Genomic DNA, 22,181 nt, shown 5'->3' on the forward strand with positions numbered 1-22,181 from the left:
CTTTACGCCCGGGGAGGCCAGCGTCCGTTCGGACGTCCGGTCGGGGTTCAGCAGCTGTCGGTCGCCGGCTGGGCGCGTCCGCTACGACCGGGACCTCATCGAACGCGACGGCGGCGCCTGGGAGGGCCTGACGTCCCGCGAGATCCGCGAGCGCTACCCGGCCGAGCACGCCGCCGCCGGCGCTCGTCTTGCCGGTCCTGCCGCCGGGGCCGTAGCGGCGACCGTCGGGTTCCCCGTGGACGAGTCGTGCGATGCGGGGCGCAGCGTCCGCGCGCCGAAGGGCCTCGTCGGACGGGCGAGGTCAGCGCCGCCGCGGCGAAGCGGATGGCGCCCGAGCTGACCGGCCCCACCGTGCCGGTCTACGACCTGAACCCTGGCTTCGTCACCGGCGCCTCCGGCACCGTCGCGCGGCTGTCGTTCCTCGCCACCGAGGCGGTCTCGGCGGACGGTCAGCATGCGTCGGTGTGGGCCGTGCGCAAGGACGGCGCCTGGCGGCTGGCCAACATCGCCTCCGGCGCGGACGAGGAGACCTACGCCCGCAACAGCGGCACGGTCTTCCGCGAGCCGCAGATCAACGCCTGGTACGCGCTGCGGAACGGCCGGGTCCACCCCCTCAACGCCGAGGCGCGGCAGGCGACCGGCGCGGCGTCCGTCCCGCTGGCGGCCTACCAGCGGGCGGTCGGTGAGCGCTACGGCGACCGCATGCCGGGCTCGGCCTACGACCGGCAGGGCATGGCGGGCGGCTACGGGCCGGCGAAGGACGGCGGCTCCGGCGGGGGCCAGGCGCCCGCCGTCCTCGGCGGCCTGCTGCTCGCGACCGCCGCCGGCGGCCTGGCCGTCCGCCGGTACGCGGTCGGGGTCAGGCCGACGAGCTCGCGGAAGCGCCGCGCGAAGTAGGTCGGATCGTCCCAGCCCACGGCCGCGCCGACGCGCGCGGCCGGGAGGTCGGAGTGGGCGAGCAGGTCGGCGGCCCGTTCCGCCCTGATCCGGGCCAGATGGGCGAGCGGGGACGCCCCCACGTGCCGGACGAACAGCCGCCCCAGGTAGTCGGGGTCGAGGTTGACGGCGCGTGCGAGGCCGCCCAGCCGCCACGCCTCGGCGGGCGCCGCCTCCATCCGCGCGATGGCGGCGGCGACCGCCGGGTGCATGCCGGGCCCGGCGCCGCCGGGGGAGCCCGCGTCGGCGAGGATGCCGAGGACGGTGACGAGCCTGCCCAGCGCGCGTCCGGTGCGGGGCGGGGCACCCGACAGGTCGGCTTCGAGTAGCCGGATCTGGTCGATGGCCTCGTCGGCGGCGTCCGGCCCGACGGCGGTGACCGCCACACCCCGGGAGCCGGAGGCGACGGGCTCCGTCCACAGCAGCCGGCGCAGCGCCGGGACCCGCATCAGGCCCTCCAGGTCGGAGCGCAGCGCCTTGGCCGACACGCAGCAGTTGGCGACGACGAGATCGGCGCAGCCCTCGAAGCCGTGCCACGCGCCCGGCCGGAGCACGACGGCCTGGCCGTGCCGCAGCCGGTGCACGCCCGTGGCGGTCACGTGCGTGCCCCGGCCGGGCCCGATGACGGCGATCTCCACGAAGTCGTGCGCGTGGGCCTCGACGTCCGCGGACAGCTGCTGCACGCTTCCCCAAATCGGCTCGTCCGCGAACAACGCCCGCTCGTGCAGCACCGTGGTCATGTCGGAATCGTACGACTGGAGGACGGCATCGGCCTAGCCGGTGCCTCCGGCCGTTGCGAGGCTTTCCACATGAGCGAAGAGACAGACCTCGGCCCGGACGGACGCCTCTCCGACGACCTCGTCAGCAGCTACCGTGAGAACGGATTCGTCCGAGTCCGCGGCGTGCTCGACCGCACGCAGGTCGAGCGCTTCAGAGCCGGCGCGGAGGCGTACCTCGAATCCCATCGCGGGGAGAGCCTGGAGAAGGGCGGCGCCTTCAGCCAGCTGGTCAACGTCTGGCGGCGCGACGAGACCCTGCGCGACCTCACGTTCGACCGGCGGCTCGGCCGGGTCGCCGAGCAGCTCGCGGGTTTCCCGGTGCGGCTGTGGCATGACCAGATGCTGGTGAAGGAGCCGCACAGCAACACCGCCACCGAGTTCCACCAGGACCGGCCGTACTGGCCGCACGCCGACGACCGGCTCCCGCTCTCGGCGTGGATCGCGCTGGTGGACGTCCCGCCCGAGCGGGGCTGCATGACGTTCCTCCCCGGTACCCAGACCCGCAGCGGCCTGCGCGCGCAGGACCTCCATGAGGAGGGCGACCTGTTCGAGGCGGATCCGGCGCTGCGATGGATCCCGCGCGTGACCATCCCCCTCCGGGCCGGGGACTGCACCTTCCACAGCGGCTACACCGGCCACATGGCCCTGCCCAACACGACCGATCTGGCGAGGCTCGCGCACGTCGTCATCTACATGGACGAGGAGACCGTCTACAACGGCGCCCCGCACCCCGTGACCGACCCGCTGGGGCTGGCCGAAGGCGCCCGGCTGGACGGCGACGACTTCCCGAGGCCCTGGGCGTGAGGTGCAACTAGGGATGAGGCGCACGCCGCCCGGGCCGGAGTCCATGATCCCATTTAGGTTAGGCTCTCCTTATTCAGGTCTGATTTCGGAGGAAAGTAGTGCTAGCCGGACTCGGCCCGCGCGGATGAGCGCGGTCATGGAGCCGTGGCAGGGCAACGCGGTGCACATCGCCAAGGCCCTGGGCAACGAGGCCGAGATCGTCGCGTCGGTCGGCCAGGAGTGACCACCGCCGTCCCGCGCCTCGCCCCGGCCGCCCTGCGCACGGCGTCCGGGCGCGAGGCGTCCCGCTGGGTCGCGGCGCACTGCCGCGAGACGCCGTGGCTGACGGGCACCGCGGTGCTCACCACGGTGGCGGGCGCGGCGCTCCAGGTGCTGCCGGTGCTCCTGCTCGGCCGGGTGGTGGACGGGGTGGCCGGCGGCGGCTCGCCCGCGATCCTGATCACGATCGGGGCCCTGCTGGTGGCCGCCGTTCCGCTCGGCGCCGCAGCCACCGCCGCGTCGACGTACCTGATCGGGCGGCTCGGCGCGGAACTGCTCGCGCGGCTGCGGGAGGGCGCCGTCCGGGCGGTGCTCGGCATGCCGAGCGCGCGGATCGAGCAGGTCGGCCGGGGGGACGTGCTCTCCCGCGTCGGCGACGACGTCGCCGTCCTGTCCAAGGGCATCCGGACGGCCGTCCCCACGGTCTTCTCCGCGGGCGTGCTCGTCGCGATCGCCACCGCCGGGATGTTCGGCCTCGACTGGCGGCTCGGCCTGGCGGGCGCCGGCGCGCTGCCCGCCTACGCGCTGGCCCTGCGCTGGTACCTGCCGAGGTCGGCGCCGCTCTACCGGCGGCAGCGCGCGGCGCAGGCCGACCGGGCGCAGGAGCTGATCAGCGGGCTGGACGGGATCGGCACCGTCCGCGCGTACCGGCTGGAGGACGCGTTCCGCGCCAGGGTGACCCGCGAGTCGTGGCGGGTGCGCGACCTCGGCATCGAGGTGTTCCGCCTCTTCGGCCGGTTCGTCGGCCGGGAGAACCGCGCCGAGTTCATCGGGCTCGTCCTGATCATCACGGTGGGGTACGCCCTGCTGGAGGCGGACGCCGCCAGCTTGGGCGAGGTCGCGGCGGCCCCGCTGCTGTTCCACCGCCTGTTCAACCCGCTGGGCTCCATCCTGTTCACCTTCGACGAGGCCCAGAAGTCGGGCGCGAGCCTGACCCGGCTGGTCGGGGTGCTGGGGGAGCCCGCCGAGGAGCGCCTGGTGGGCGGGACGCCCGCCGAGCCGGACGCCGCGGCCCACCCGGTCACGGTCGAGGGGCTGACGTTCACCTATCCCGGTTCCGAGGAGCCGGTCCTGCGGGACGTCGACCTGGTGATCCCGGCGGGCGGCTCGCTCGCGCTGGTCGGCGCGACGGGCGCTGGCAAGTCGACGCTGGCCGCGCTCATCGCGGGCATCGGCACCCCGCAGGCCGGGTCGGTGCGCATCGGCCCGGTCGACCTCGCCGACCTGGACGAGGCGGGCGCGCGGGCCCTGGTGAGCATCCTGACGCAGGAGACGCACGTGTTCTCCGGCCCGCTCGCCGGCGACCTGCGGCTGGCCGCGCCGGACGCGTCCGACGCCGAGTTGATGGACGCCCTGCGCACGGTCGGCGCGGACGGCTGGGTCGACGCCCTGCCGGACGGCCTGGACACCCCGGTCGGCGAGGGCGGCGAGCGCCTCGACGCCACGCGGGCCACCCAGGTCGCGCTGGCCCGGCTGGTGCTGAGCCGGTCGCCGGTCGTGGTGCTGGACGAGTCGACCGCGGAGGCGGGCAGCCAGGGCGCCGCCGCGCTGGAGCGGGCCGTCCTCGCCGCGTGCCGGGGGCGCACGACGCTGTTCGTCGCGCACCGGCTCACCCAGGCCATGGCGGCCGACCGGATCGCCGTGCTCGACGCCGGGCGCGTCGTGGAGCAGGGCGCCCACGATGAACTGGTGGCGCTCGGCGGCCGGTACGCGCGGCTGTGGCGCGCCTGGCGGGCGGGGGGCTGAACCGGCGATGACGACCGCCGCGGAGACGACGACCGCCGCCGAACCGGGACCCCGCACGGGCTCCGCGATCCTGCGGACCGCGCTGCGCCGCAACGCGGGCGCCATGACCGCGGGCACCGTCCTCATGGGCATGTACCAGGCGGGCGAGACCGCCTTCCCCATCGCGCTGGGCCTGATCGTCGAGCACACGATGCGCGACCGGAGCCTCGGCGCGCTCGGCCTGTCCATCGCCGCGCTCGCCGTGATCATCACGACGGTGTCGTTCTCGTGGCGGTTCGGGATGCGCATCCTGCAGAAGGCCAACACGACCGAGGCGCACCGCTGGCGGGTGCGGGTAGCGGCCTGCGGGCTCCAGCCCGTGGCCCGGGACGCCGACCTGAAGTCCGGCGAGGTGCTGACCATCGCCACCGAGGACGCCGACCAGACCGCCGACATCATCGAGGTGGTGCCGCTGCTGGTCAGCTCGCTGGTCGCGGTGCTGATCGCGGCGGTCGCGCTGGGCCTGGCCGACGTCGGGCTCGGCCTGCTGGTGATCGCGGGGACCGTCGCGGTCCTGTCGGTGCTGAGCGTGCTGTCCAAGCGGATCGGCACCGGCACCCGCGAGCAGCAGGCCCGCGTCGCGCGGGCGAGCGCGAAGGTCGCCGACCTGATCAGCGGCCTGCGCCCGCTGCACGGGTTCGGCGGCAACCACGCGGCGTTCGCGTCCTACCGCCGGGTCAGCGGGGAGGCGCGGGACCAGGCGGTCACCGTCGCCAGGGCCAACGGCGCGTACGCGGGCGCCGCGCTGGCGCTCAACGCGCTCCTCGCCACCGCCGTGACGCTGCTGGCTGGCTGGCTCGCGTTCGAGGACCGGATCACCACCGGGGAACTCGTCATGGCCGTCGGGCTGGCGCAGTTCATCATGGAACCGCTCAAGCTGTTCTCGGAGATGCCGAAGCACCTCATGGTCGCGCGGGCGTCCGCCGAGCGGATGGCGCTGGTGCTGGCCGCGCCGCCGGTGGCGGTGCCGGGCACGGCGCGCCCGGACGCGGACGGCGGCCTGGAGGTCGACCGCGTCCGGTACGGGTCGCTGCGCGAGCTGAAGTTCGATGTGCCCGCCGGGGAGTTCACGGCGATCGCCGCCTACGAGCAGCGCGCCGCCGCCGACCTCATGGCGCTGCTGTCGGGCGAGGTCCCGCCGGGCGCGTACGAGGGCGCGGTGCGGGTCGGCGGCCGGGACACCGCGGACCTGTCGACCGACGGGCTCCGCGCGCACCTGCTGGTGAACCCGTCGCACGGGGAGATCTTCGCGGGCACGCTCCGCACGAACATCGACCCGTCGGGCACCGCCCGGGAGGTCGCGGCGGCCGTCGAGGCGTCCATGCTGACCGACGTCGTCGCGCTGCACCGCGACGGGCTCGACCACCCCGTCCGCGACCGCGGCGCGAACCTGTCCGGCGGGCAGCGCCAGCGGCTGTCGCTGGCCCGCGCGTTGGCCGCCGACAGCCCGGTCCTCGTCCTGCACGACCCGACGACCGCCGTCGACGCGGTCACCGAGCAGCTCATCGCGCGAGGCATCGCCGGTCTGCGGAGCGGCCGGACCACCGTCGTGATCACCACCAGCCCCGCCCTGCTGGACGCCGCCGACCGCGTCCTCGTCCTGGACGGCGGCGCCATCACCGCCGAGGACACGCACCGCGCCCTCCTCCGCACTGACGAGCGCTACCGCCAGACCGTGGCCCGCTGACCCTCCGGGTCTCCGAGGAGGGCCCTCGTGAGGGGGTGCTCGGGTGCCCGCAGGAGGTGAGCAGCGGGCCGGTGCTCGACGAGGCGGCCGTCGTGGACGACGGCGACGGTGTCGGCGATCCGGGCGACCACGCCGAGGTCGTGGCTGATGAAGACCAGCGCGAGGTCCAGGCCGGCGAGCAGGTCCAGGATGGCGGCCTGCGTGAGCGTGTCGAGCCCGGAGGTGATCTCGTCGCAGATGAGCACGCGGGGCCGGGCGAGGAGCGCGCGGGCGAGGGCGGCCCGCTGGAGTTCGCCGCCGGACAGCCGGTCGGGGCGGTGCCGGACGACCGACGCGTCCAGGCCCATGCGCTCCAGGCTGTCGAGCGCCTCCGCTCGGGCTTGGGCGGAGGGCAGATCCCGCAGCCGGACGGCGGTGCGTGCCACTTGTTCGTGGACGGGGCGCCACGGGTCGAACGAGGCGCGCGCGTCCTGGAACACGTACTGGACCAGCCTCCGGTGGGCGCGGGTGCGCCGCCGAGGCCGTGCGGGCAGCGGCACGCCGCCGACGGCCACGCTGCCACCCGTCCACGGGTGGAGCCCCGCGACGCAGCGGGCCAGCGTCGTCTTGCCACCGCCCGACCGGCCGACGATCCCCAGCCGCTCCCCATCGGCCAGGTCGAGGCTGACCCTGTCCACGGCGGGACGGTCCCGGCGGCCGGCGTGGCCCGCGGTCAGGTCGCGGACGCGCAGCAGCGGGGCGTCCGGCAGCGGCCGGGCGGTGGCGGGCGCCGCGGGGTCGGGCTGCGCGGCGACCAGGGCCTTGGCGTAGTCGCCGCGCGGCGCGTCCAGGACGTCCGGACCCGCTTCGACGACCTTGCCGCCACGCAGCACGACGACGTCGTCCGCGAGCGCCCGGACGACGTCCAGGTCATGGCTGAGCAGCACGAGCGTCACCCCGAGGCCGCGCAGCACCCCGACCAGCTCGGCACGGGTGACGGCGTCCTGGCCGGTGGTGGGCTCGTCGGCGACGATCACCTTGGGCGCGGTGAGCAGGGCTTGGGCGAGCACGAGCCGCTGCTGCTGCCCGCCCGACAACTGGTGCGGGAACCGGCGCAGGAACGCTCCGCCGGAGGGCAGCCGCGCGGCGTCGAGCGCGGCGACCGCATCGGTGCCGTGCAACCGGGCGATGCCCCGGAGCATCGGCCCGATCCGGCGGGCGGGGTTCAGCACGGACGACGGATGCTGCGGGATGTAGCCGACGGCGCCGGCCGCGGCGGGCCACCGCCCGTCGATCCGCACCGTGCCGGTGGCCTCGGTGCCCGGCGGGTGCTCCCCGAGCAGCGCCAGCCCGGTCGTCGTCTTGCCGCTGCCGGACGCCCCGACCAGCGCGAGGACCCGCCCCTCCGGGACGGTGAAGCCCACCCCGTCCACCAGCGTCCGGGCGGCGGAACGGACCCGCAGGCCCACCACTTCGATCACCGTTCCTCCAAGGCGCGGTCGGCGGCGAGGTTGAGCCCGACCGTGAGCATGACGATCAGCAGCGCGGGTGCGAGGACGGACCAGGGGTTGAGGAACAGGCCCGCCCGGTTGCGGTCGATCATCACGGCCCAGTCGGCGGTGTCGGGGGAGACCCCGATGCCGAGGAACGCGGCGGCGGCGACCAGGTAGAGGGTGCCGGTCAGGCGGGTGCCCGCGTCGGTGACCAGCGTCCGCAGCGCTGACCGTCCGACGAACAGGACACCGGTGCGCCAGCGGTGCTCGCCTTGCAGCCGCATGGCCTCGATCGCCGTCCCGTGCGCCGCCTCCAGTGCCGCCGCGCGGGTGACGCGGGCGATGTCGGGCAGGTGGACGAGGGCGAGCGCCCACACCAGCGCGCCGCCGGACCCGATGGCCGCGAGCAGGATCAGCAGGAGCAGCGACGGCACGGCCAGCAGCAGGTCCAGCGGGCGCATCAGGGCCTCGTCCACGGCGCGGCGCGGCGCGGTCGCGGCGGCCAGCCCCCACGGGACGCCCAGCAGGTACGCGCCGGCGGTGGCGGCCAGCGCCACCAGCACCAGGGTCCGGCCGCCGAGCAGGACCTGGCCCCACACGTCCCGTCCGGCGAAGTCGGTGCCGAGCGGGCCGTCCGCGGCGAACGCCGCCCCGCGTCCGGACGTCCCGGCCGACCCCGGCGCCAGCCACGGCCCGGCCAGCGCGATCAGCAGCGGAACCGCCACCAGCAGCAGCGGGACGATCGGCGGCCGCCTCATGCGCGCGGCACCAGGCGGAACGCCGCCAGGTCGGCGGCCAGGTTGACCAGGACGGTCGTCGTCGCGAACAGCACCGCCAGGCCCTGGACGACGGGCAGGTCCCGGTCGGCGACCGCGTCCACCAGTACGGTGCCGAGCCCCGGGACCACGAACACCGCCTCCACGACGATGACGCCGCCGAGCAGCCAGTCCACGGTGCGGGCGAGCTGCTGCGCGGCGGGCGCCAGCGCGTTCGGCAGCGCGTGCGCGTACCGGACGCGCCGCACCGGGACGCCCAGCCGCAGCGCGTGCCGGGTGTAGCCGGCGTGCAGCGCGTCGATCATCCCGGCGCGGACGAGCCGTCCGGTGGACGACAGCGGACGGGCCAGCAGCACCAGCAGCGGAAGTACCAGCACGGCGGCGCCGAGCCCGTCGATCGCGGTGGCGGGCAGCCAGCCGAGCCACCCGCAGAACACCGCGATGAGCAGCATGGCCAGGGCGAACTCGGGGACCGAGTACAGCGCGACGCCGGTGGAGGTCAGCACGCGGTCCAGCAGGCCGCCCTCCCGGACCGCCGCGCCCACCCCGGCCGCGATGGCCAGCGGCACCAGCAGCGCCAGCGTCAGCCCGGCCAGCAGCGCGGTCGGCGCGAGCGCGGCCAGGACGATCTCCGCCACCGGCCGTCCGGACACGATCGAGCTGCCGAGGTCCAGGTGCGCGAGCCCGGCCGCCCACTCGGCGAACCGCTCGGGCAGCGGACGGTCCAGGCCGAGGCCCGCGCGGATCTGCGCGACCCGGGCGGGATCCGGGGAGTCGCCGGCCAGCACCACGGCGGCGTCGCCCGGCAGCAGCTCCGTCAGCAGGAAGATCACGGTGGTGACGGCGGCGACCTGCGCGAACGCCAGCGGCATCCGCCGCGCGGCGTAGCGGGGGAGGCTCATCCCAGGCGGACCTTGTCGAAACGCGCCCAGTCCAGGGTGTTCATCGGGGCGCCGCGCACGCCGGTCACGTTGCGGGCCGTCGCGACGATGCCGTCGGCGAATCCCCAGACCAGCAGGCCGCCCTCGGCGTGCAGCATGCGCTGCATCCGGTCGAAGGCGTCCTTGCGGTCCTGCTCGCGCGGCGAGGAGACGGCCCGGTCGTAGAGCGCGTCGAAGTCGGGCCTGGCCCACCTGGTGGCGTTGGTGGTCGAGTGCGAGAGCAGCCGCTGGGAGATGTGCGTCTCGATCGGCATCGCCCCCGACCGGAAGCTGACCAGCGTGCCCCTCTTGAGGATGTCGGACCAGTAGGTGTCCTTGTCGCCGGTCACGACCTTGGCCTTGAGCCCGGCGGCGCGGATCTGGTCGGCGAACACGGTGGCCGCCTCCACGAAGCCGGACGCGGCCTGGGACGTGGTCAGCTCGATCGTCGTCCCGTCCGCCCCGGCCTTCCTGATGAGCGCCTTGGCACGGTCCAGGTCGGGTTCGCGCTGCGGGATTCCGGCGGCGTAGTGCAGGTAGCCCTTGCCGAACAGGTCGTTGCCGACCTGACCGGCGCCCGGCATCGTCGTGTCGACCAGCCGCCGCCGGTCGGCGAGCAGGAACAGCGCCTCGCGCAGGTCGCGGTCGTCGAACGGCGGCCGGTCGACCTTCATCGCGAACGCCTGCATGTTGCTGTTCGGGGAGTGCACGAACCGGGCGCGGGAGCCGTGCCGGCGCGCGGTCGCGGGCGAGATGTCGTGGGCGTACTCGACCTGGCCGCCGAGCAGCGCGTTCATCCGGGCGGACTCCTCGTTGGCGATCAGGAACTCCAGCTCGCCGATGTGCGGGGCGCCGTCCCAGTAGTCCGGGTTGCGGGCGAGCAGCACCGCCCGGCCCGGCTGCCACGACGCGAACCGGAACGGCCCCGACCCGACCGGCTTGGAGAAGTCGCGCAGGCCCGCCGGGACGATGTACGCGCCGAAGGCCGCGAGCGCGTTCGGGAACTCCGCGAACGGCCGCTTGAGCGCGAACTCGACGGTGCGCTCGTCCACCGCCCTGCTGTCGCCCAGGTCGATCAGCGCCAGGCTGGACCGGGCCCGGTAGGCACCCTTCGGATCGAGGATCCGCGCGTAGCTGGCCAGGACGTCCTGCGCCCGCACCGGCTTGCCGTCATGGAAGACCGCCTCGCGCAGGGTGACGCGCCACGTCCGCAGGTCGGCGCTCGCCTCCCAGCGCTCGGCCAGCCGGGGCCGCGGCGCGACGTCGTCGCCGAGGTCGGCGAGCTTGTCGAACATGGCCTTCGCCCGCGCCGCCTCGACGAACAGGTTGGCCAGGTGCGGGTCGAGCACCTCGGTCGCGCCGCCGCCCGCGAACGCCGCGCGCAGCCTGCCGCCGCCGGAGGAGGGGCCCGTCCCGCACCCGGCGAGGACGGCGGCTCCGGCGGCGGCTCCCAGGAACGCGCGGCGGGTCAACTGGTCGTGCATGGCTCTCCCTCGGAACGGCGACGCGGGGTGCCACACACTAACGAAAGTGAAAACGGTTATCAATGTCGTTCAGTCGGGCGAGCGGCGGTCCTCCCGCAGTCCGCGCCACAGGAACGCGGCGGCCGCGACGGCGGCCCCGGCGGCGAGGACCGCCAGCAGCCGGCCGTCCGGCACGGCCGCGCCGATGCGGGAGACCGTCTCCTCCAAGGCGAACTCGGTGTCGGGGTCCAGGAGGCCGGGCAGCGCCGACGTGCCGTCGAAGAGCAGGAACACCGTCCCCAGGACGATGAAGAACAGCCCGCCGACCAGGGACGTCGAGTGCACCCGCAGCGGCCCGAGCGTGACCGGCCTGCCGCGCAGGACGCGGCGGTGGCCGAGGTCGTAGCGGTCCCACAGCAGGGCCAGCACGAACAGCGGGACGGCCATGCCCAGCGCGTACACCGCCAGCAGCGACGCCCCGTACAGCGGGTTGCCGCCGACCGCCGAGACGGTGAGGATGCCGCCGAGCAGGGGCCCGGCGCAGAAGCCCGACAGCCCGTAGACGGCCCCCAGCAGGCCGACCGACAGCGCGGACCCGGCCTTGCCGCGCCGGGCGGCGAGCCCCTGGAGCCGGGTGGAGCCGAACCCGAGCCCGGCGATCTGGACGACGCCGAGCGCGATGATCGTCCAGCCGCCGACGGCGACCAGCAGGTCGCGGTGCCCGTAGAAGAGCCGGCCGGCCAGCGCCCCGGCGGCGCCGAGCGGGACCAGCGTCGTGCAGAGCCCGAGGTAGAAGACCGCAGTCCGGGCGACGAGCCGCGTCCGCTCGGTGAAGGAGTAGGCGAAGAACGCCGGGAGCAGCAGCGCGCTGCACGGGCTGAACAGGGTCAGGACGCCGCCCAGGAGGGCGGCCAGGTAGCCGACGCTCACCGCCCGCGCGCCTCCTCGACGGCCTTGGCGAACACCTCGAACGGCTGGGCGCCGAGGAGCGGCCGGCCGTTGATCAGGAACGTCGGGGTGCTGGCGGCGCCGATCCGGTAGCCCTCGACCTGGTCGGCGATCATGGAGTCCTCGGCCTCGCCGCTCTCCATGTCGGACCGGAAGCGGTCCAGGTCGGGCACGCCGGCTTCCCGCGCCCAGGTCATCAGGTGCTTGCGGGCGAAGTCGCCGGAGTTGCGGCGCCGCGGCTCGGCGTACAGCCGGTCGTGGAACGCCCAGAAGCGGTCCTGCCGGGCGGCGGCGTAGGCCGCCTGCGCCGCGGCCTTCGACTCGTCCCCGAAGATCGGGAAGTTGCGCCACTCGATCCGCAGCACGCCGGCGTCCACGTACTCCTTGATCAGCCGGGGCTTGGTCTCGCGGGCGAACCGGCCGCAGAACGGGCACTGGAAGTCGCTGTACTCGATCATGACGACCGGGGCGTCGGTGCGGCCGAGCGCGAACGGGTCGCCGTCCTTGCGCCGGGCCAGGTCGGGGCCGCCGGTCGTCGACCGCGACGGCGACGCGGACGGCGACGGCGACCCGGCGGCGGCCGGTTCCCCGCCACCCCGGGTGCTGAGGGCGGCGGCCAGGCCGAGGACCAGGGCCGCGCCCAGCAGCACGGCCGCGATGGTCAGGGAGCGGGTCTTGCGAGATGAAGCCGACATGGCGGAAGAGCCTTTCCAAGAGAGCGCGCGGCGCGGCCGGGCGTGCGTGAACGCGGCCCGTGGTCAGCGCAGGCGGGCTGACCGCGCGGCGCGGCGCGCGCGGTGCGGAGGAAGTGTCAGGACGAGCCGGGCGCGCCGACCGGGCAGTCGATCTCCCCGGCCAGGCGCCGCACGGCGGCCACGGCCAGCAGGGCGATCGACAGCACGGCCACGGCCGGCTGCAGCGGCGCCCAGATCGTCAGCGCGCCGGAGGTGCCCAGCAGCAGGAGCACCGCCTTGTTGCACACCGGGCACCCGATCGCGAAGAACGACAGCAGCCCGCCGAGCGGGCCGAGGCGCCGGCCCGCGCCGGACGGCCGTCCGGCATAGGTGGCCAGGACCAGCCCGGACAGGACGGCGGTGACGGCGAGCACGGGATAGTTCCACCACTGCACCGGCACGGAACGGCCGAACAGCGGATTCGGGATCACGTCGGTGGGCGCTCCCACCAGCAGCGCGGCCCCGGCGGCCCCGGCGGCGGCGAAGGCCCAGCGGCGGCGCGGCCAGCAGGCCAGCGCGCGGCCCGCCTTGGCGAGCATGCCGGTGGACGCCCGCACGGACGGGCGAGCAGAGATCATCGGTCGGACTCCGTTCGGTCGGATCTGGCGGCCCGGGTGAACGGGGCCTCTAGATCCGCAGAACGCAGAGTCCGGCGAGGTCGGGCGGGGGCGGCGCAGGTCCCTGGCGCGCCACCGGGGCGACCGCGCCCGGCGGCGCCGCCGCGCCCTCGGCGAGCGCGGCCGGCAGCACGACCGCCGGAACCGGCAGCGGCTGGGCGGCGGGCGCGACCGGGGGCGCCTCGGCCACCGTCTTCTTGCCGCACTGCCCGGTGCCCGGCTCCGTCCCCGACTCCCGCGGCGACTCGTCCGCCGCACTGGCGGCGACGGGACCGGCACCGGCCGACTGGAAGGCGGCGGCGCCCTTGCCGAGCTGCATGAGGCAGCCGACCGTCAGCAGGACGATCAGCAACGCCAGCACCAGGCACGGCCGGGACCACGAGGGCCTCCCGCGCACCGGCGACGGCATGCCGAACATCCTTCCTCCCAGTGACACGAATGCTCGGCTCACTATAGGAGACAGAAAAGCAGCAACGCTCAACACGAGCGGGCGGTCGACGGCTCCGGCCCGCCGTGACGCGCGACGCTACTTGACGGCGACGCCGCCGTAGACCCAGGCGCCGCCGGTGGCGGCGGCCTCCTCGGCGTCGGAGTGCCAGCGGTTGACCTTGACGAGGCCCGGCTCGACGAGGCGGAGGCCGTTGAACAGGCGCAGGATCGCGTCGTGGTCGCGGAAGACCATGGGGGCCGAGGCGTTCTCGTAGGCGGCCCTGATGATCTCGACGAGGTCGGCGGGGCGGTCGTCGAGGGTGCTGTGGGAGATGACGAGGTGGCTGCCGGGGGCCATGCGGTCGGTGAAGGCGCCGACGATGCCGGCGGGGTCCTCGGCGTCGGTGACGAAGTGCAGCATGGCGTTGAAGATGACGCCGACCGGGCGGTCGAAGTCGATGAGGCGGGCCACGGCGTCGGAGGCGAAGACGGTTCCGGGGTCGCGCATGTCGGCCTGGAGCGCGGCGGTGCGGTCGTCGGCGGCGAGCAGGGCGCGGGCGTGCGCGATGACGACCGGGTCGATGTCCACGTAGACGACGTGGGCGTGCGGGTGGACGCGCTGGGCGATCTCGTGGACGTTGCCCTGGTTGGGCAGGCCCGCGCCGAGGTCGATGAACTGGTCGATGCCCTGCCCGGCGACGTGGGCGATGGCGCGGCCGAGGAAGCGGCGGTTCGCGCGCAGCGCCTCGACCCCGTCCGGGATGGAGGCGATGAGGTGGCCCGCGAGTTCGCGGTCGGCGGCGTAGTTGTCCTTGCCGCCGAGCACGTAGTCGTACATGCGCGCCACGTTCGGGGTGTTCGGATCGATCCCCTGTGGCACGCCCGGCTGTGGTGGCACCGCGGTTCCCGTCTGCCGTGAGCGATGAAACGTCGCGACAACTGTAGAGGTGAGATAGCAAGAAAGTGGTGATTTACCCTGTTCGCTGTGCCACGATGACGCTGATCAGCCCCCTGTGCATGGAGCGCGAATGGAATTCAGCCTCAATGGCAAGTCCGTCGGCACCCGTGCCGAACCCGCGGAGACCGTGGCGGACGTACTGCGCGAGAGGATGGGGCTGACCGGGACGAAGGTCGCCTGCGGCACGGGCGTGTGCGGCACCTGCACCGTCCTGGTGGACGGGCGCACGGCGGCGAGCTGCCTGCTGCCCGCCGAGGCGGTGGCGGACCGCGAGGTCACGACCGTCGAGGGCCTCGGCGGCGACCATCCGGTGCAGCGGGCCTTCGCCGAGCACGACGCGCTCCAGTGCGGCTACTGCACGCCGGGCTTCGTGGTGGAGGCGGCGGCCTTCATGGACCGGTGGCGCGCCGAGCACGGCACGTCCGAACCGTCCCGCGAGCAGATCGCCGAGGCCCTGGCCGGACACCTGTGCCGCTGCGGCGCGTACGTCGGCATCTACGAGGCGGTCGCGGCGGCGTGCGCGGGTGAGCACGACGACGGCACGGTGACGCCGGCCCGCGTGGAGGCCCTCAGCAAGATCACGGGCGCCGCGCGGTACACGGCGGACGTCGTCCTGGACGGGCAGCTCGAAGGCGTGATCGTACGGTCGCCGCACCCGCACGCGAAGGTGGGGGAGATCCGGTACGACGGCCCGCTGACCGAGCTGCTGCCCGCGGACCGCGTCATCCGCTACGTGGGCCAGCCGGTGGCGGCGGTCGCCGCGCCCACGAAGGCCGAGGCGCTGGAGGCCGCGGCGCGGGTCGAGATCGACTACACGGTGCTGCCCGCCGTGCTCTCGCCGGAGGACGAGACCGTCGTCTATCCGACCGCGGAGTCCCGCAAGGAGGCTCCGCGCGCCAACGAGGGCCCGCTCGCGTCCGCCAAGTGGAACGGCAACGTGCGCGGACCGGCCGGCATGAGCTGGCGGGGCGGCACGGCGGTGAAGCGCATCGAGAAGGCCCGGAGCGACGGCGGCCAGACCCTGGTGGAGGCCACCTTCACCACCGGCGTGCAGGCCCACACCTGTATGGAGCCGCACGGCTGCGTGGCCCGCTGGGAAGACGGTGAACTGCACCTCCACCTGTCCACTCAGGCGGTGACCCGCGTCGCCGAACAGGCGGCCAAGCGCTGGAACCTCCGCCGGGAGCAGGTCCATATCGTGGCCGAGCACGTGGGCGGCGGCTTCGGCTCCAAGGTCAACGTCACCCCCGACGTGGCCGCCGCCGTGGAGCTGGCCCGCCTGCACGGCGCGCCGGTCCGGGTCGTCCTCAGCAGGCCGGAGGAGCTCGTCGACGGCGGCACCCGCCCCGGGGTCCGCATCGAGCTGGCCCTTCTCGCGGACGCCGGCGGCGGCCTGTCCGCCTTCACCATGGACGCCCACGGCGACTCCGGCGTGTCCATCGGGTCGAACGCGGCCTGGCATTCGCGGTTCTTCTACGGCAACGCGCCCCGCCGGATCCGCGACTACGACCACGTCACCAACCGCGCCCCCGGCATCCCCTTCCGCGGCCCCGGCCTGCCGCCGATGCTGTGGGCGCTGGAACAGGGCGTGGACGAGATGGCGCTGCGCCGCGGCGAGGACCCCGTCGACCTGCGCCGCCGCTGGGACGGCAACGCCAAGCGCCACGCCCTGTACGACCGGGCCGCGGAGCTGCCCATGTGGCGCGACCGCGCGGACCCCGGCGACGGACGCCTCCGCCGCGGCGTCGGCGTCGCGGCCGCCAACTACATGTACTTCCTCGACCCCGGCACCAAGGTCGCGCTGGCGGTCGAGCAGGGCGCCGTGGTCGCCCGCGTCGCCGTCCAGGACATCGGCACCGGCACCCGCTCGGTGATCGCCGAGGTCGTGCGGTCCGCGCTCGGCCTGCGGCCCGCGCAGGTGCGCGTCGAGGTCGGCGACAGCGACCACGCCTACGGGCCGACGTCCGCCAGCAGTTGCGCCACCGCGTCCGTCGCCCCGGCGGCCGAGGACGCGGCGCGCCGGCTCCGCAAGGCCCTCGGCGCCCGCACCCTTGAGGAGGCCGAAGGGCTCCGGGTCGTCGGCAAGCGCCCGCGGGACCGGCGCGGATACGTGACGCCCTTCCCGCTCGACCACTTCGCCATCGGACGGGGCTTCTCCGGAGCCGTCGTCGTGACCGAGGTCGAAGTGGACACCCTGCTCGGACGCGTCAAACCGACCCGCGTCTGGTGCGGCGTGACGTCCGGCCACGTCTACGCGCCCCGGCTGGCGCGCAACCAGTGCGAGGGCGGGGTCATCCAGGGCATCGGCTACGCCCTGTTCGAGCAGCGCCACGAGGACCCGGCCACCGGCACCGTCCTCACCGCGAACCTGGAGGACTACCGCATCCCCGGGATCGCCGACACCCCGGAGATCGACGTGCACTTCCACACCGAGGGCTGGGACCACGTCCCCGGCCGCGGCATCGGCCTCGGCGAGGTCTGCACCGTGGCCGTCGCCGCCTCGGTCGGCAACGCCGTCCGGCACGCCACCGGATGGCGCCCGCACGACCTGCCCATCCGGCCCGACCTGCTCCTCGAGGGGATCGGCACGTGACCACCATCGAGGCCGCCGCCGCGGCCGTCCGCGACACCGGCGGCGAGCCGCGCGCCGGCGGCACCGACGTCATGACCCGGGCGGCCCGTCCCGCGGTCGACCTGCTCGGCGTCCCCGGCCTGGGCGGCGTCGGCTGGCGGCCGGACGGCTCCGCCCGCGTCGGCGCCCTCACCACGATCGCCGGCCTGCTCGCCGACGACCGGCTGACCGCCGCCTACCCGGCGCTCGCCGCCACGGCCGCCGCCGTCGCCACCCCGCAGATCCGCAACGTCGCGACCGTCGGCGGCAACCTCCTCCAGCGCAACCGCTGCTGGTACCTGCGCAACCCGGCCTTCACCTGCCACCAGACGGGCGGCGACACCTGCCACGCCCGCGAGGGCGCCCACCTCTACTCGGCCGTCGTCGACCAGGGCCCCTGCGTCGCCCCGCACCCGTCCTCGCTCGCCGTGGCGCTCCTCACCTACGGCGCCACCGCCGAGGTCCACGGCCGCTCCACGCTGGGCATCGCCGAACTGTACGGGGACGGCGCCGACCCCACGCGCGACCACCGCCTGGAGCCCGGCGAGATCCTGCAGGCCGTCGTCATGCCTCCGCCGACGCCGGACGAACGAGCCGCGTACCGCCGCGCCACCGCCCGCGAGATGGCCGAATGGCCGTTGGTCGAAGCCGCCGCCCGCCTCACCTTCGACGGTGACACCATCGCCACCGCGTCCGTCGCCGTGGGCGGAGTGGCCCGCACGCCGCTCCTCCTCACCGAAGTGGCCGAAGCCCTGCTCGGCAAGCCCGCCACCGAGGAGACGCTGACGGCCGCCGCCGACCTGGCGACCGCCCGGTGCACCCCCCTGCCCCAGAACGCTTACAAGGTGGCGCTCCTCCGGGCGACCCTGATCGACACCCTCACCGCCTGCTCGCCGCCGTCCCCCTGAGGCACGCGGCGGCCTGAGGCACGCGGCGGCGGTGGCCGGCCTCGCCGTCAGCCTCGCCGCCGCAGCCGGTACCACTGCGGGGACGTCCTGTTCATCGGCCAGCCCAGCCCGGCGGTCTCGGCGGGCCGGACGTCGAGCATCTCCCAGTCCGGGAACGCGGCCTCGACCTCCGCCTGGGACACCCCGCCGATGCGCGAGCGGAGCCGGGTGACGCCGAAGGCGAGCATCAGCAGCGTCGCGCCGGGCTCGGCCAGCGCGGTGACCCCGCGCCCCTCGGCGCGCCGCTGCTCGGGCTCGAAACCCTGGAAGCAGCCGATGTCGGTGAAGAAGCCGAACGTTCCGAGACCGGACGCCTCCAGGTCCGTCACGTCGCCCACCACGTACGTGACGCCTTCCTCCGCCTTGCTCCGGGCCGCCTCGATCGCGGCGGGGACGTAGTCGACCCCGACCGCCTCCCAGCCGCGCCGCGCCAGTTCGGGGGTGAACTGGCCGCGTCCGCACCCGAGGTCGAGGGCCCGGCCGAGCGGCCGGGACCGGTCGGCCTCCTCCCGGTCGAGCAGCGCGGCGATGCTGTCCCCGGCGGCCTTGCCATAGCGCTCCCACGGCGTCATGCCGAAGCGGTACATGCGGGCGTAGTTCGTCATGCTCAGACCACCTGACCGGGAGGGAGTTCAGACGCCGTGCTCACCCTCCGCACGCTACCGGCCGATCTGATCACGGCGCCGCGGGGTGGCCTTCAGCGGCGAAACAGCAGGTCCCGCGCCGGTCATCGGTCTGTCTTCGCCGAGGAAGCGGTCAGCCGGGTCAGGTCGGCGAGGACCTCGGAGACGGTCACCGGGTCGAGGCCGTCCGGGACGCTCGCGGCGGGCCGGTCGTTCCGGTAGCGGTCGGCGTACACGGCGAACCGGACGTCCGCCAAGGTCTGGTCGCCCATCTCGTCGGGCGCCCCCACGGGGAAGCCGCCGTCGTAGGTGGCGACCAGATGCCGGTCGGCGGCGACGCGGCGGGAGACGTACCATTCGATGCCGGCCTCCATCGCCGGGCCGCGCGCCCAGCCGCGCCGGACGAGGCCGAGCAGGTCGCCGATCGGGGCCACCAGCCCCTCGAACCGGGTCAGCCGACCGGTCTCGCGCTCCTCACCGGTGAGCTCGTGGACGGGCCGCGCCAGCTGCTCGAACGGCTGCAGGATCTCGTAGTCGAGGAACACCTCCGACCACGCCTTCACCTCCCCGCCCAGGTGGACGGGGTGCGCGATGCCGACCAGCGCCGTCTCCGGAAGGGTGACGGTGTCGTCGGCGGAGTCGGCGAACGTCCCGTCCTCGGCGACGCGGAACGCGGGACCGTCCTCGGACAGCCAGACCAGGCGCCGGACGAGATGCCCGGCGAGGGGATGCCCGACGAGGAAGTCGCGGAACTCCGCCACCGGCCAGCGGCGGCTCGTGACCATCGCGTTCTCGTAGCGGGCGAGCAGGTCGGTCGCGACCGTCCGGACGTCCTTCTTCAGGCCCGCGAACCGCTTGTAGGCGTCGGGGGCGAGCGCCGGGTCGTCGCCGGCCCCCGGCCGGGGCAGGGACTTGCGCCGCGCGCCGCCCTCGTCGGCGACCGTCGGCCGGAGCGCCTCGTCGAACCCGATGACGAACCGGCGCGGGCCGTAGTCGAGGGTGAGCGTCCCGGACGCGTCCAGCCCGAAGTCCGGGACGAGCCGGTCCGCGAGCTGCTCGGTGGACAGTTCGAGTTCGGCCGCGAGCTCCCGGATCTTCTCCTGCGCCCGTGCCTTCAGCCCCTTGAACTTCACCCGCTGCGAGATCGAGTGCAGGTGCATCAGGGCGGTGTCGGTGCCGACGGCGGCGAGGACGTCCAGGCCCGCCACGGCCTTGGCGTGCCCGCCCTCGCCGGGCCACGCCCGGATGACCGGGGTGAGCCGGCGGACCGTCTCGTCGTCGCCGGTCAGCGCCAGCTGGGTGAACGCCCAGCCGTCCGCGGACGGCGCGCCGCACACGTCCCACCAGCGGAACAGCGCCCATCCGAACGCCGCGAGGGACGCCGGATCGCACAGCTCGCGGACGACCTCCACGCCCGCGTACGCGTCCCCAGGCTTCGACATCGCCAGCATCGTCAGCACGTGCCCGGCCGCCTCGTCCGGGAGGGCGCGCTCGCGGTCGCGCAGCAGCAGTTGCGGGAGCATGCGCGGCTCCGCCCAGTCGACGACCGGGATCTTCTTGGGCAGGTCGTCCAAGGGGTCCCGGGCCAGCAGCGCCTCGACCGCGGCGGCGGCCTTGCCGCCGTGGACCCGCGCCGCCTCCACGATCGGCTCCGGGCCGTGCCGGCCGGCGATGAAGCGGAGCGCGGCCTCGGCGGCACGCCGCGCGGGGCCCGCCTTGCCCAGCGCGTCCGGGATGAGGGAGGGCGCGGCGGCGGTCCCGTGGCGCCGCAGCCAGGCGCGGGCCGTCCTGCCCCCGGACTTCAGCCGGACGAGCCAGTCGGCCATCGTCACCGCGACCTCGTCGGTGAGCAGCGGCAGCAGGTACTGCCCGAACGCGCCCGGGTCGCGGCCGGCGACCGACAGCGCCGGACCGCACGCCTGCGTCCCGTGGCGTGCGACGAGCGGCGGCAGCCACTCGTGCACCTCCCACATCTCGTTGTCGCTGGGCTCCCACCTCGGCAGCAGCGGCCGCACCAGATCCTCCGGCCCCCGGAGGAACAGGGTGGGGCGCTCGGTCATGGAGAAGCCGCGTCCCTCCTCGACGTCCGCGGCCCGCTGCGCGAAATCGGTGCCCTCGGCCCGCCGGTCCCACAGGTCGGCCTCCCGCGCCGCCCAGACGTCGCGTTCACCGGGGCCCCAGACAACGGCGTTGGAGCAGGGCGCGGGCAGATCCTTGATGACGACGGGCTTGACCGCCTTGCGCGGACGCGTCCACGGCGGCTCGGTCAGCAGCGGCGGCACGTCCGACGTCTGCGGGACGCGCGTGTTCGCGTCGAGGATCTCCCGGATCCGCGCCCGCCGCTCGGCCGGGAGGCCGGGCGCGACCTCCGCCGCGATGCCGGGGTTGGCGCGGACGTGCGCGGACAGCAACTCGGCCGCCCGCGGCTCCGGCGACTCCGGCAGCAGCCGCATCGCCCGCACGGGCTGGCGGCGGGCGGCGGCCAGCAGGGCGGGCACGACCTCGGGCCGGTCGACCCGCTCGACGAGGGCCCGCAGCGCCTCGTCCCGGGGGAGCGGAGGAAAGAACCCCAGCAGCGTCCGAGTCCGGTCGGTGCCGGTCATGTAAGGGCCGTCCAGGGCCTCGATCAGCAGCCGCACCACCGCATCGACGCCGACGCCGTCGAGCAGCGTCGCGACGACGTCGCGCCGGCACTCGAAGCCGAGCGGAAGCCCCAGCTCGGCGGGCTGATGCGGCTGGCCGAGCGCGCAGAGCGGCAGCCACCCCGGCAGGTGGCCGAGCCGGATCTCCCCGGGCCGCGCCCACAGGTCCTCGACCCACTCCTCCCGGGTCGGGAGCAGATACGCGGCGACCGCCTTCTGCAGCGGATGATCGCGGACGTCCCCGACCAGTGCGACGGCCTCGGCGTACACGTCCTCGGGCGCCGCGGCCAGCCGACCGCGCAGCGCCCGCCCGCTCTCCCTGGTCAGCCACCAGTCGCAGTGGAGCTCATCGGCACGGTGCCGCCGCAGCGTCATCGCCCGCAGCTCAGCGCGGCGCCGCTCGGTGCCCAGCCGCACCGGCAGGCCGGTGGCGCGGATGCACGCGGGGTTGTCGGCGTAGATCCCGGCCCACTCCGTCCAGGCCCGCGCCGCGAACGCGATGCCGTGCTCGGCGACCAGGGCGTCGATGAAGAGCCGGTCGGGCGGCGGCTCGGAGAACTCCGACATCTCGTTCAACGGGGCGGTGATGTACGCGATCGCCGCCGCGCCGAGCGGATTCGCCTCCCCGCCCAGGTGAGCGCGCGCCGCCTCCGCGATGCCGCCCTCGGTACCCGGCAGCCCGAGCACCACTTCGATGTCGTCGCGCACGGCGTCAACGAGCGCCCGCGCACCCTCGACGGCGTCCGCCACGAGCCCCGGCGCGCCCGGCACGTGCCCCCGATCCCGCCGCGC

18 protein-coding genes are annotated in these 22,181 nt (G+C 75.0%); 6 read left to right on the forward strand and 12 right to left on the reverse strand.

Annotated features, from left to right (window positions below; translation table 11 throughout):
• A partial coding sequence (locus ETD96_RS17335; protein WP_171069069.1) for a histidine phosphatase family protein occupies window positions 1–340 on the forward strand: 340 nt, incomplete at its 5' end.
• Window positions 341–743: 403 nt separating this feature from the next.
• On the opposite strand, the gene ETD96_RS17340 is transcribed toward ETD96_RS17335, so the two are convergent.
• The gene (locus ETD96_RS17340; RefSeq protein WP_138637497.1) at window positions 744–1,676 is read right to left on the reverse strand and encodes a helix-turn-helix domain-containing protein; all 933 of its coding nucleotides are present in this window, start codon (window positions 1,674–1,676) and stop codon (window positions 744–746) included.
• A gap of 69 nt (window positions 1,677–1,745) precedes the next feature.
• On the opposite strand from ETD96_RS17340, the gene ETD96_RS17345 reads away from it, so the two are divergent.
• The 3 genes from ETD96_RS17345 to ETD96_RS17355 all read left to right on the forward strand — a co-directional run bounded on the left by ETD96_RS17345 (window position 1,746) and on the right by ETD96_RS17355 (window position 6,249).
• Complete coding sequence (locus ETD96_RS17345; RefSeq protein ID WP_138637498.1) at window positions 1,746–2,519, forward strand: phytanoyl-CoA dioxygenase family protein; 774 nt, start codon at window positions 1,746–1,748, stop codon at window positions 2,517–2,519.
• A gap of 219 nt (window positions 2,520–2,738) precedes the next feature.
• Window positions 2,739–4,523, forward strand: coding sequence for an ABC transporter ATP-binding protein (locus ETD96_RS17350; RefSeq protein WP_138637499.1), 1,785 nt, complete (start codon window positions 2,739–2,741; stop codon window positions 4,521–4,523).
• A gap of 7 nt (window positions 4,524–4,530) precedes the next feature.
• On the forward strand, window positions 4,531–6,249 hold the full coding sequence (locus ETD96_RS17355; RefSeq protein ID WP_138637500.1) for an ABC transporter ATP-binding protein: 1,719 nt from the start codon (window positions 4,531–4,533) through the stop codon (window positions 6,247–6,249).
• Here ETD96_RS17355 and ETD96_RS17360 read toward each other — a convergent pair.
• The 9 genes from ETD96_RS17360 to ETD96_RS17400 form a co-directional block, all read right to left on the reverse strand.
• Window positions 6,225–7,709, reverse strand: a complete 1,485-nt coding sequence (locus tag ETD96_RS17360) for an ABC transporter ATP-binding protein (protein WP_138637501.1) — start codon at window positions 7,707–7,709, stop codon at window positions 6,225–6,227. The genes ETD96_RS17355 and ETD96_RS17360 overlap by 25 nt on opposite strands.
• Window positions 7,706–8,479, reverse strand: coding sequence for an ABC transporter permease (locus ETD96_RS17365; protein WP_138637502.1), 774 nt, complete (start codon window positions 8,477–8,479; stop codon window positions 7,706–7,708). The genes ETD96_RS17360 and ETD96_RS17365 overlap by 4 nt, the downstream gene beginning before the upstream one ends.
• Complete coding sequence (locus ETD96_RS17370; protein ID WP_138637503.1) at window positions 8,476–9,399, reverse strand: ABC transporter permease; 924 nt, start codon at window positions 9,397–9,399, stop codon at window positions 8,476–8,478. Before ETD96_RS17370 ends, ETD96_RS17365 begins: the two co-directional genes overlap by 4 nt.
• The gene (locus tag ETD96_RS17375; RefSeq protein WP_138637504.1) at window positions 9,396–10,901 is read right to left on the reverse strand and encodes an ABC transporter substrate-binding protein; all 1,506 of its coding nucleotides are present in this window, start codon (window positions 10,899–10,901) and stop codon (window positions 9,396–9,398) included. The genes ETD96_RS17370 and ETD96_RS17375 overlap by 4 nt, the downstream gene beginning before the upstream one ends.
• Window positions 10,902–10,970: 69 nt before the next feature.
• A complete protein-coding gene (locus ETD96_RS17380; RefSeq protein ID WP_138637505.1) occupies window positions 10,971–11,810 on the reverse strand; it encodes a cytochrome c biogenesis CcdA family protein in 840 nt (279 codons plus the stop codon).
• Window positions 11,807–12,523 (reverse strand): DsbA family protein, encoded by a 717-nt coding sequence (locus tag ETD96_RS17385; RefSeq protein WP_138637506.1) that lies wholly within the window; start codon window positions 12,521–12,523, stop codon window positions 11,807–11,809. The genes ETD96_RS17380 and ETD96_RS17385 overlap by 4 nt, the downstream gene beginning before the upstream one ends.
• Before the next feature lie 116 nt (window positions 12,524–12,639).
• On the reverse strand, window positions 12,640–13,140 hold the full coding sequence (locus tag ETD96_RS17390) for a hypothetical protein (RefSeq protein WP_338072561.1): 501 nt from the start codon (window positions 13,138–13,140) through the stop codon (window positions 12,640–12,642).
• Window positions 13,141–13,189: 49 nt separating this feature from the next.
• Window positions 13,190–13,588 (reverse strand): hypothetical protein, encoded by a 399-nt coding sequence (locus tag ETD96_RS17395; RefSeq protein WP_138637507.1) that lies wholly within the window; start codon window positions 13,586–13,588, stop codon window positions 13,190–13,192.
• 117 nt (window positions 13,589–13,705) lie between these two features.
• The gene (locus ETD96_RS17400; RefSeq protein ID WP_338072562.1) at window positions 13,706–14,506 is read right to left on the reverse strand and encodes an SAM-dependent methyltransferase; all 801 of its coding nucleotides are present in this window, start codon (window positions 14,504–14,506) and stop codon (window positions 13,706–13,708) included.
• A 130-nt stretch (window positions 14,507–14,636) separates the two neighbouring features.
• On the opposite strand from ETD96_RS17400, the gene ETD96_RS17405 reads away from it, so the two are divergent.
• Window positions 14,637–17,159, forward strand: a complete 2,523-nt coding sequence (locus tag ETD96_RS17405) for a molybdopterin-dependent oxidoreductase (RefSeq protein WP_138637509.1) — start codon at window positions 14,637–14,639, stop codon at window positions 17,157–17,159.
• Entirely contained in the window at window positions 17,156–18,085 is a 930-nt protein-coding gene (locus ETD96_RS17410) for an FAD binding domain-containing protein (RefSeq protein WP_240807761.1), read from the forward strand. Before ETD96_RS17405 ends, ETD96_RS17410 begins: the two co-directional genes overlap by 4 nt.
• 47 nt (window positions 18,086–18,132) lie before the next feature.
• Here ETD96_RS17410 and ETD96_RS17415 read toward each other — a convergent pair whose 3' ends face one another.
• Window positions 18,133–18,729, reverse strand: a complete 597-nt coding sequence (locus tag ETD96_RS17415; RefSeq protein WP_240807763.1) for a class I SAM-dependent methyltransferase — start codon at window positions 18,727–18,729, stop codon at window positions 18,133–18,135.
• A 122-nt stretch (window positions 18,730–18,851) separates the two neighbouring features.
• Window positions 18,852–22,181: DUF4132 domain-containing protein (locus ETD96_RS17420; RefSeq protein ID WP_138637511.1), on the reverse strand; the 3,330-nt coding region annotated here is incomplete at its 5' end.

Source organism: Actinomadura geliboluensis, from assembly GCF_005889745.1.
Classification (GTDB): Bacteria; Actinomycetota; Actinomycetes; order Streptosporangiales; family Streptosporangiaceae; genus Spirillospora; species Spirillospora geliboluensis.

Bases quoted from the DNA above. Each gene is read 5' to 3' on its own strand.
- ETD96_RS17405 (WP_138637509.1), top strand. From the start codon at position 14,637: ATGGAATTCAGCCTCAATGGCAAGTCCGTCGGCACCCGTGCCGAACCC.
- ETD96_RS17365 (WP_138637502.1), bottom strand. From the start codon at position 8,479: ATGAGGCGGCCGCCGATCGTCCCGCTGCTGCTGGTGGCGGTTCCGCTG.
- ETD96_RS17345 (WP_138637498.1), top strand. From the start codon at position 1,746: ATGAGCGAAGAGACAGACCTCGGCCCGGACGGACGCCTCTCCGACGAC.
- ETD96_RS17375 (WP_138637504.1), bottom strand. From the start codon at position 10,901: ATGCACGACCAGTTGACCCGCCGCGCGTTCCTGGGAGCCGCCGCCGGA.
- ETD96_RS17340 (WP_138637497.1), bottom strand. From the start codon at position 1,676: ATGACCACGGTGCTGCACGAGCGGGCGTTGTTCGCGGACGAGCCGATT.
- ETD96_RS17390 (WP_338072561.1), bottom strand. From the start codon at position 13,140: ATGATCTCTGCTCGCCCGTCCGTGCGGGCGTCCACCGGCATGCTCGCC.
- ETD96_RS17415 (WP_240807763.1), bottom strand. From the start codon at position 18,729: ATGACGAACTACGCCCGCATGTACCGCTTCGGCATGACGCCGTGGGAG.
- ETD96_RS17370 (WP_138637503.1), bottom strand. From the start codon at position 9,399: ATGAGCCTCCCCCGCTACGCCGCGCGGCGGATGCCGCTGGCGTTCGCG.
- ETD96_RS17355 (WP_138637500.1), top strand. From the start codon at position 4,531: ATGACGACCGCCGCGGAGACGACGACCGCCGCCGAACCGGGACCCCGC.
- ETD96_RS17395 (WP_138637507.1), bottom strand. From the start codon at position 13,588: ATGCCGTCGCCGGTGCGCGGGAGGCCCTCGTGGTCCCGGCCGTGCCTG.
- ETD96_RS17385 (WP_138637506.1), bottom strand. From the start codon at position 12,523: ATGTCGGCTTCATCTCGCAAGACCCGCTCCCTGACCATCGCGGCCGTG.